Annotated in this window: 1 protein-coding gene, 4 tRNA genes and 5 rRNA genes (1 of these 10 cut by a window edge); all 10 read left to right on the plus strand. The window is 53.2% G+C overall.

Annotated features, from left to right (window positions below; genetic code table 11):
- Positions 1-539 precede the first annotated feature (539 nt).
- Positions 540-2,065, plus strand: a 16S ribosomal RNA gene (locus tag E4T66_RS01085).
- A gap of 107 nt (positions 2,066-2,172) precedes the next feature.
- Positions 2,173-2,249, plus strand: a tRNA-Ile gene (locus E4T66_RS01090).
- A 32-nt stretch (positions 2,250-2,281) separates the two neighbouring features.
- A tRNA-Ala gene (locus E4T66_RS01095) sits at positions 2,282-2,357 on the plus strand.
- Between the two features lie 217 nt (positions 2,358-2,574).
- Positions 2,575-5,431 (plus strand): 23S ribosomal RNA (locus tag E4T66_RS01100).
- Positions 5,432-5,544: 113 nt separating this feature from the next.
- Positions 5,545-5,659, plus strand: a 5S ribosomal RNA gene (rrf, locus tag E4T66_RS01105).
- A gap of 247 nt (positions 5,660-5,906) precedes the next feature.
- The gene (locus tag E4T66_RS21260) at positions 5,907-6,050 is read left to right on the plus strand and encodes a hypothetical protein (RefSeq protein ID WP_211242698.1); all 144 of its coding nucleotides are present in this window, start codon (positions 5,907-5,909) and stop codon (positions 6,048-6,050) included.
- Positions 6,051-6,463: 413 nt separating this feature from the next.
- Positions 6,464-7,989 (plus strand): 16S ribosomal RNA (locus tag E4T66_RS01110).
- A gap of 107 nt (positions 7,990-8,096) precedes the next feature.
- A tRNA-Ile gene (locus E4T66_RS01115) sits at positions 8,097-8,173 on the plus strand.
- Positions 8,174-8,205: 32 nt separating this feature from the next.
- Positions 8,206-8,281: transfer RNA gene (locus E4T66_RS01120), tRNA-Ala, on the plus strand.
- A 217-nt stretch (positions 8,282-8,498) separates the two neighbouring features.
- Positions 8,499-10,000 (plus strand): 23S ribosomal RNA (locus tag E4T66_RS01125); it runs 1,355 nt beyond the window's last position.
- The 16S, 23S and 5S rRNA genes sit together here with 4 tRNA genes alongside, the layout of an rRNA operon.

Raw genomic sequence — 10,000 nt, forward strand, 5'->3', positions numbered from 1 at the left:
CGCGCGGTACGCGTTGAGCAGGAGAAGGTTGAGGACCGGGAGCTGCGGCTGCTGGCGGGGCGTACCTATTTGCTGCAGGTTGGGAGCCGCCGGTTTGTTCGCGCCACGCTGGTTGCGGGCGGGTGATTTGGGGGTGGAGCGGTCCTGTGCCCTTCTGTGCCGAGCACAAAGTGTTCAAAAACAGGTCATTAAATGACCCGAATCAGCGCAAGGAAGCGCACAGAAAGGGCCGCTTCAAAACCATAAACTGTTCAAACACAGGGACTTAAGTTGTTCGTGAAAAATTAGCGTTGACGTTCTCTGAAAAAGCCCTATTATTCGCCTCCCGCTGACGGCAACGACGCAAGACGAAGCCCCCCAGCCAGCTCATTAAAAAACAAAGCAAGTAATTTGTGTGGGTGCTCCCGTGGACGTGGCAGAAGCCACAGCAACACGAGAGTATCAACGTAAGCCAAGTTAATTGAGTTTTCGAAGATAACTCTTCGCACCTGAGATGCTTAGCCGCATCGAAGGTGTTTTAGGATTAAATCTTTACACTTTAAGTGGAGAGTTTGATCCTGGCTCAGATTGAACGCTGGCGGCATGCCTAACACATGCAAGTCGAACGGGGGTAGCAATACCCTAGTGGCGGACGGGTGAGGAATACGTAGGAATCTGCCTTAGAGTGGGGGATAGCCCGGGGAAACCCGGATTAATACCGCATGATCTCTATGGAGCAAAGCAGGGGACCGCAAGGCCTTGCGCTCTAAGAGGAGCCTACGTCTGATTAGCTAGTTGGCGGGGTAATGGCCCACCAAGGCGACGATCAGTAACTGGTCTGAGAGGACGATCAGTCACACCGGAACTGAGACACGGTCCGGACTCCTACGGGAGGCAGCAGTGGGGAATATTGGACAATGGGCGAAAGCCTGATCCAGCAATGCCGCGTGTGTGAAGAAGGCCTTCGGGTTGTAAAGCACTTTAGCCAGGGAAGAAAAAGCTCAAGCTAATATCTTGAGTGTTGACGGTACCTGGAGAATAAGCACCGGCTAACTCTGTGCCAGCAGCCGCGGTAATACAGAGGGTGCGAGCGTTAATCGGATTTACTGGGCGTAAAGCGTGTGTAGGTGGCAACACAAGTCGGTTGTGAAAGCCCCGGGCTCAACCTGGGAATTGCTTCCGAGACTGTGTCGCTAGAGTACGGTAGAGGGCGGTGGAATTTCCGGTGTAGCGGTGAAATGCGTAGATATCGGAAGGAACACCAATGGCGAAGGCAGCCGCCTGGGCCTGTACTGACACTGAGACACGAAAGCGTGGGGATCAAACAGGATTAGATACCCTGGTAGTCCACGCCGTAAACGATGAGAACTTGACGTCGGCATGCTCTGCGTGTCGGTGTCGTAGCTAACGCGATAAGTTCTCCGCCTGGGGAGTACGGCCGCAAGGTTGAAACTCAAAGGAATTGACGGGGGCCCGCACAAGCGGTGGAGTATGTGGTTTAATTCGATGCAACGCGAAGAACCTTACCTGGCCTTGACATGTCTGGAATCCTGCAGAGATGCGGGAGTGCCTTCGGGAATCAGAACACAGGTGCTGCATGGCTGTCGTCAGCTCGTGTCGTGAGATGTTGGGTTAAGTCCCGCAACGAGCGCAACCCTTGCCCTTAGTTGCCCCCATTAAGTTGAGCACTCTAAGGGGACCGCCGGTGACAAACCGGAGGAAGGTGGGGATGACGTCAAGTCATCATGGCCCTTATGGCCAGGGCTACACACGTACTACAATGGTCGGTACAGAGGGTTGCCAACCCGCGAGGGGGAGCTAATCCCAGAAAGCCGATCTTAGTCCGGATTGGAGTCTGCAACTCGACTCCATGAAGTCGGAATCGCTAGTAATCGCCGATCAGCATTTGCGGCGGTGAATACGTTCCCGGGCCTTGTACACACCGCCCGTCACACCATGGAAGTCTGCTGCACCAGAAGTAGGTAGTCTAACCGCAAGGAGGGCGCTTACCACGGTGTGGCCGATGACTGGGGTGAAGTCGTAACAAGGTAGCCGTAGGGGAACCTGCGGCTGGATCACCTCCTTTCAAGAATGCTTCCAAGCGTTACGGGAGCGCCCACACAAGTTACTTGCTTAGAACAGTCGGAGTCGCCGAGACACTGGCGCCTCAACCCGATGCGGGTATTTATCCGGGGGTCTGTAGCTCAGTTGGTTAGAGCACACGCTTGATAAGCGTGGGGTCGCTGGTTCAAATCCAGCCAGACCCACCATCTCGCTGCAGACTTGGGTCGACATCCATACCGGGGCCATAGCTCAGCTGGGAGAGCATCTGCTTTGCAAGCAGAGGGTCGTCGGTTCGATCCCGACTGGCTCCACCATGTTGATTGAAGTAAGTCTGCCGGCGGCAGATTTTCTTCAGTCTACGCAAGTGGATTAGTTCTTTAACAATAAGGTTTGTAGTTGAACACTGATAGTCATATCTGATTGACGCAAGTTAATCAGTCTCAATGCTTAGGTGCTTAACGGCGATGTAAATTGTTATGAGGTTGCAAGCTGTATGACCGAAGTCATTCGCGAGAATGTTTGAGGTTATATGGTCAAGTGACCAAGCGCATCTGGTGGATGCCTTGGCGGCAACAGGCGATGAAGGACGTAGTAGCCTGCGATAAGTCACGGGGAGCTGGCAAACAAGCTTTGATCCGTGAATTTCCGAATGGGGCAACCCACAGCTTCGGCTGTATCCGTACCTGAATACATAGGGTGCGGAGGCGAACTCGGGGAACTGAAACATCTAAGTACCCGAAGGAAAAGAAATCAACCGAGATTCCGCAAGTAGTGGCGAGCGAACGCGGAGTAGCCCTTAAGCTCTATTTGTTCTAGCAGAAAATTCTGGAAAGTTTTGCCATAGTGGGTGATAGCCCCGTATGCGAAAGGACATTTAGAGTGAAATCGAGTAAGGCGAGGCACGTGAAACCTTGTCTGAATATGGGGGGACCATCCTCCAAGGCTAAATACTCGTTGCCGACCGATAGTGAACCAGTACCGTGAGGGAAAGGCGAAAAGAACCCCGGCGAGGGGAGTGAAATAGAACCTGAAACCGGATGCGTACAAGCAGTCAGAGCCCTTCGGGGTGATGGCGTACCTTTTGTATAATGGGTCAGCGACTTACTAGTCTGTAGCAAGCCTAACCGTATAGGGGAGGCGTAGGGAAACCGAGTCTGAATAGGGCGCTTAGTTGCAGGCTGTAGACCCGAAACCTGTCGATCTATCCATGACCAGGGTGAAGTTGTGGTAACACACAATGGAGGCCCGAACTCACGCCTGTTGAAAAAGTCGGAGATGAGTTGTGGATAGGAGTGAAAGGCTAATCAAGGCAGGTGATAGCTGGTTCTCCTCGAAAGCTATTTAGGTAGCGCCTCGTGTATCACTGTAGGGGGTAGAGCACTGTCACGGTTTGGGGGGTCCACAAGGATCTACCCGGCTGTTGCAAACTCCGAATACCTACAAGTGCAATCACGGGAGACACACGGCGGGAGCTAAATTTCGTCGTGAAAAGGGAAACAGCCCTAACCGCCAGCTAAGGTCCCAAAATTATCGCTAAGTGGGAAACGATGTGGGAAGGCTAAGACAGCCAGGATGTTGGCTTAGAAGCAGCCATCATTTAAAGAAAGCGTAATAGCTCACTGGTCGAGTCGGCCCGCGCGGAAGATGTAACGGGGCTCAAGCGATATACCGAAGCTGCGGGTGCATAGCTTGCTATGCGCGGTAGAGGAGCGTTCTGTAAGCCTGTGAAGGTGACTCGTAAGGGTTGCTGGAGGTATCAGAAGTGCGAATGCTGACATGAGTAACGACAATTCGGGTGAAAAACCCGATCGCCGTAAGCCCAAGGTTTCCAGCGCAACGGTAATCGGCGCTGGGTGAGTCGGATCCTAAGGCGAGGCCGAGAGGCGTAGTCGATGGAAAACAGGTTAATATTCCTGTACTTGCTGGTGCTGCGATGGGGTGACGGAGAAGGTTAGGGTAGCTGTCTGTTGGATGGCAGTTTAAGCCCGTAGGAAGGTCTCTTAGGCAAATCCGGGAGATCAATTCTGAAAGGTGATGACGAGCCGCTATTGCGGCGAAGTACCTGATACCCAGCTTCCAAGAAAAACCTCTAAGCTTCAGGCACCAGGAATCCGTACCCCAAACCGACACAGGTGGGCGAGGAGAGTATCCTAAGGCGTTTGAGACAACTCGGATGAAGGAACTCGGCAAAATAGTGCCGTAACTTCGGGAGAAGGCACGCCCACGCAAGTGGGCCGCAGTGAAGAGGGGGTGGCGACTGTTTATCAAAAACACAGGACTCTGCAAACACGAAAGTGGACGTATAGGGTCTGACGCCTGCCCGGTGCCGGAAGGTTAATTGATGGGGTCAGCGAAAGCGAAGCTCTTGATCGAAGCCCCGGTAAACGGCGGCCGTAACTATAACGGTCCTAAGGTAGCGAAATTCCTTGTCGGGTAAGTTCCGACCTGCACGAATGGCGTAACGATCGCCCCACTGTCTCCATCCGAGGCTCAGTGAAATTGAAATCGCTGTGACGATGCAGTGTTCCCGCGGCAAGACGGAAAGACCCCGTGAACCTTTACTATAACTTCACAGTGGATTTTGAGTTTGTTTGTGTAGGATAGGTGGGAGCCTTTGAAGCGCAGGCGCTAGCTTGCGTGGAGGCGTCCTTGAAATACCACCCTGACAAACTCGGAGTTCTAACCTCGTCCCGTTATCCGGGACAGGGACATTGTGTGGCGGGTAGTTTGACTGGGGCGGTCTCCTCCCAAAGAGTAACGGAGGAGTGCGAAGGTTAGCTCAGCGCGGTCGGAAATCGCGCTCTAGAGTGCATAGGCATAAGCTAGCTTGACTGCGAGACAAACAAGTCGAGCAGGTACGAAAGTAGGTCTAAGTGATCCGGTGGTTCTGTATGGAAGGGCCATCGCTCAACGGATAAAAGGTACTCCGGGGATAACAGGCTGATACTGCCCAAGAGTCCATATCGACGGCAGTGTTTGGCACCTCGATGTCGGCTCATCACATCCTGGGGCTGTAGTCGGTCCCAAGGGTTCGGCTGTTCGCCGATTAAAGTGGTACGCGAGCTGGGTTCAGAACGTCGTGAGACAGTTCGGTCCCTATCTGCCGTGGGCGTTCGAGATTTGAAGGGAGTTCACCTTAGTACGAGAGGACCGGGTGGAACGTACCTCTGGTGTTCCAGTTGTCACGCCAGTGGCATCGCTGGGTAGCTATGTATGGACGGGATAACCGCTGAAAGCATCTAAGCGGGAAGCCCACCCTAAGATGAGATCTCGCGAGGCTTTAAGCCTCCTAAAGAGCCCTTGTAGACCACAAGGTTGATAGGCACGGTGTGGAAGTACAGTAATGTATGAAGCTAACGTGTACTAATTGCTCGTGCGACTTGACCATATAACGCTCAAACATTTTCGACGTTAAGTCCTTGCATTGAGGACTTGAAGTGTTCACTACAAACCAAATTAGATCGAGCAGACGCCAAAGCGTCTGTGCGGTCAGCCAGTTTCCCTGGCGGCCATAGCGAGTTGGAACCACCCGTTCCCATCCCGAACACGGAAGTGAAACGACTCAGCGCCGATGATAGTGTGGCAGCTGCCATGTGAAAGTAGGACACTGCCAGGGTCTTAAATCAAAAACCCCGAAGCTTATGCTTCGGGGTTTTTTCTTGTTCGCGATTCTGAATCGTGCATCACCCAACGATCACTTCCGTCCCCGACCTGAGCGGCCTGGTCGACACCCCAGGCCGCTCAAGCCCCGTGCTCATGCGCCGCCGGACGCGCGCTTCTTGCTCGGCAGTATCCCCATCATCTTCGCAATGATCCCCAGCATGATCTCGTCCGCGCCTCCGCCAATCGAGACAAGGACGATCTTGCGCATGATTCAGCAGCGTGCGGTACGCGTTGAGCAGGAGAAGGTTGAGGACCGGGAGCTGCGGCTGCTGGCGGGGCGTACCTATTTGCTGCAGGTTGGGAGCCGCCGGTTTGTTCGCGCCACGCTGGTTGCGGGCGGGTGATTTGGGGGTGGAGCGGTCCTGTGCCCTTCTGTGCCGAGCACAAAGTGTTCAAAAACAGGTCATTAAATGACCCGAATCAGCGCAAGGAAGCGCACAGAAAGGGCCGCTTCAAAACCATAAACTGTTCAAACACAGGGACTTAAGTTGTTCGTGAAAAATTAGCGTTGACGTTCTCTGAAAAAGCCCTATTATTCGCCTCCCGCTGACGGCAACGACGCAAGACGAAGCCCCCCAGCCAGCTCATTAAAAAACAAAGCAAGTAATTTGTGTGGGTGCTCCCGTGGACGTGGCAGAAGCCACAGCAACACGAGAGTATCAACGTAAGCCAAGTTAATTGAGTTTTCGAAGATAACTCTTCGCACCTGAGATGCTTAGCCGCATCGAAGGTGTTTTAGGATTAAATCTTTACACTTTAAGTGGAGAGTTTGATCCTGGCTCAGATTGAACGCTGGCGGCATGCCTAACACATGCAAGTCGAACGGGGGTAGCAATACCCTAGTGGCGGACGGGTGAGGAATACGTAGGAATCTGCCTTAGAGTGGGGGATAGCCCGGGGAAACCCGGATTAATACCGCATGATCTCTATGGAGCAAAGCAGGGGACCGCAAGGCCTTGCGCTCTAAGAGGAGCCTACGTCTGATTAGCTAGTTGGCGGGGTAATGGCCCACCAAGGCGACGATCAGTAACTGGTCTGAGAGGACGATCAGTCACACCGGAACTGAGACACGGTCCGGACTCCTACGGGAGGCAGCAGTGGGGAATATTGGACAATGGGCGAAAGCCTGATCCAGCAATGCCGCGTGTGTGAAGAAGGCCTTCGGGTTGTAAAGCACTTTAGCCAGGGAAGAAAAAGCTCAAGCTAATATCTTGAGTGTTGACGGTACCTGGAGAATAAGCACCGGCTAACTCTGTGCCAGCAGCCGCGGTAATACAGAGGGTGCGAGCGTTAATCGGATTTACTGGGCGTAAAGCGTGTGTAGGTGGCAACACAAGTCGGTTGTGAAAGCCCCGGGCTCAACCTGGGAATTGCTTCCGAGACTGTGTCGCTAGAGTACGGTAGAGGGCGGTGGAATTTCCGGTGTAGCGGTGAAATGCGTAGATATCGGAAGGAACACCAATGGCGAAGGCAGCCGCCTGGGCCTGTACTGACACTGAGACACGAAAGCGTGGGGATCAAACAGGATTAGATACCCTGGTAGTCCACGCCGTAAACGATGAGAACTTGACGTCGGCATGCTCTGCGTGTCGGTGTCGTAGCTAACGCGATAAGTTCTCCGCCTGGGGAGTACGGCCGCAAGGTTGAAACTCAAAGGAATTGACGGGGGCCCGCACAAGCGGTGGAGTATGTGGTTTAATTCGATGCAACGCGAAGAACCTTACCTGGCCTTGACATGTCTGGAATCCTGCAGAGATGCGGGAGTGCCTTCGGGAATCAGAACACAGGTGCTGCATGGCTGTCGTCAGCTCGTGTCGTGAGATGTTGGGTTAAGTCCCGCAACGAGCGCAACCCTTGCCCTTAGTTGCCCCCATTAAGTTGAGCACTCTAAGGGGACCGCCGGTGACAAACCGGAGGAAGGTGGGGATGACGTCAAGTCATCATGGCCCTTATGGCCAGGGCTACACACGTACTACAATGGTCGGTACAGAGGGTTGCCAACCCGCGAGGGGGAGCTAATCCCAGAAAGCCGATCTTAGTCCGGATTGGAGTCTGCAACTCGACTCCATGAAGTCGGAATCGCTAGTAATCGCCGATCAGCATTTGCGGCGGTGAATACGTTCCCGGGCCTTGTACACACCGCCCGTCACACCATGGAAGTCTGCTGCACCAGAAGTAGGTAGTCTAACCGCAAGGAGGGCGCTTACCACGGTGTGGCCGATGACTGGGGTGAAGTCGTAACAAGGTAGCCGTAGGGGAACCTGCGGCTGGATCACCTCCTTTCAAGAATGCTTCCAAGCGTTACGGGAGCGCCCACACAAGTTACTTGCTTAGAACAGTCGGAGTCGCCGAGACACTGGCGCCTCAACCCGATGCGGGTATTTATCCGGGGGTCTGTAGCTCAGTTGGTTAGAGCACACGCTTGATAAGCGTGGGGTCGCTGGTTCAAATCCAGCCAGACCCACCATCTCGCTGCAGACTTGGGTCGACATCCATACCGGGGCCATAGCTCAGCTGGGAGAGCATCTGCTTTGCAAGCAGAGGGTCGTCGGTTCGATCCCGACTGGCTCCACCATGTTGATTGAAGTAAGTCTGCCGGCGGCAGATTTTCTTCAGTCTACGCAAGTGGATTAGTTCTTTAACAATAAGGTTTGTAGTTGAACACTGATAGTCATATCTGATTGACGCAAGTTAATCAGTCTCAATGCTTAGGTGCTTAACGGCGATGTAAATTGTTATGAGGTTGCAAGCTGTATGACCGAAGTCATTCGCGAGAATGTTTGAGGTTATATGGTCAAGTGACCAAGCGCATCTGGTGGATGCCTTGGCGGCAACAGGCGATGAAGGACGTAGTAGCCTGCGATAAGTCACGGGGAGCTGGCAAACAAGCTTTGATCCGTGAATTTCCGAATGGGGCAACCCACAGCTTCGGCTGTATCCGTACCTGAATACATAGGGTGCGGAGGCGAACTCGGGGAACTGAAACATCTAAGTACCCGAAGGAAAAGAAATCAACCGAGATTCCGCAAGTAGTGGCGAGCGAACGCGGAGTAGCCCTTAAGCTCTATTTGTTCTAGCAGAAAATTCTGGAAAGTTTTGCCATAGTGGGTGATAGCCCCGTATGCGAAAGGACATTTAGAGTGAAATCGAGTAAGGCGAGGCACGTGAAACCTTGTCTGAATATGGGGGGACCATCCTCCAAGGCTAAATACTCGTTGCCGACCGATAGTGAACCAGTACCGTGAGGGAAAGGCGAAAAGAACCCCGGCGAGGGGAGTGAAATAGAACCTGAAACCGGATGCGTACAAGCAGTCAGAGCCCTTCGGGGTGATGGCGTACCTTTTGTATAATGGGTCAGCGACTTACTAGTCTGTAGCAAGCCTAACCGTATAGGGGAGGCGTAGGGAAACCGAGTCTGAATAGGGCGCTTAGTTGCAGGCTGTAGACCCGAAACCTGTCGATCTATCCATGACCAGGGTGAAGTTGTGGTAACACACAATGGAGGCCCGAACTCACGCCTGTTGAAAAAGTCGGAGATGAGTTGTGGATAGGAGTGAAAGGCTAATCAAGGCAGGTGATAGCTGGTTCTCCTCGAAAGCTATTTAGGTAGCGCCTCGTGTATCACTGTAGGGGGTAGAGCACTGTCACGGTTTGGGGGGTCCACAAGGATCTACCCGGCTGTTGCAAACTCCGAATACCTACAAGTGCAATCACGGGAGACACACGGCGGGAGCTAAATTTCGTCGTGAAAAGGGAAACAGCCCTAACCGCCAGCTAAGGTCCCAAAATTATCGCTAAGTGGGAAACGATGTGGGAAGGCTAAGACAGCCAGGATGTTGGCTTAGAAGCAGCCATCATTTAAAGAAAGCGTAATAGCTCACTGGTCGAGTCGGCCCGCGCGGAAGATGTAACGGGGCTCAAGCGATATACCGAAGCTGCGGGTGCATAGCTTGCTATGCGCGGTAGAGGAGCGTTCTGTAAGCCTGTGAAGGTGACTCGTAAGGGTTGCTGGAGGTATCAGAAGTGCGAATGCTGACATGAGTAACGACAATTCGGGTGAAAAACCCGATCGCCGTAAGCCCAAGGTTTCCAGCGCAACGGTAATCGGCGCTGGGTGAGTCGGATCCTAAGGCGAGGCCGAGAGGCGTAGTCGATGGAAAACAGGTTAATATTCCTGTACTTGCTGGTGCTGCGATGGGGTGACGGAGAAGGTTAGGGTAGCTGTCTGTTGGATGGCAGTTTAAGCCCGTAGGAAGGTCTCTTAGGCAAATCCGGGAGATCAATTCTGAAAGGT

Origin of the sequence: Sinimarinibacterium arenosum, from assembly GCF_005047655.1 — a bacterium.
Classification (GTDB): domain Bacteria; phylum Pseudomonadota; class Gammaproteobacteria; order Nevskiales; family Nevskiaceae; genus Solimonas.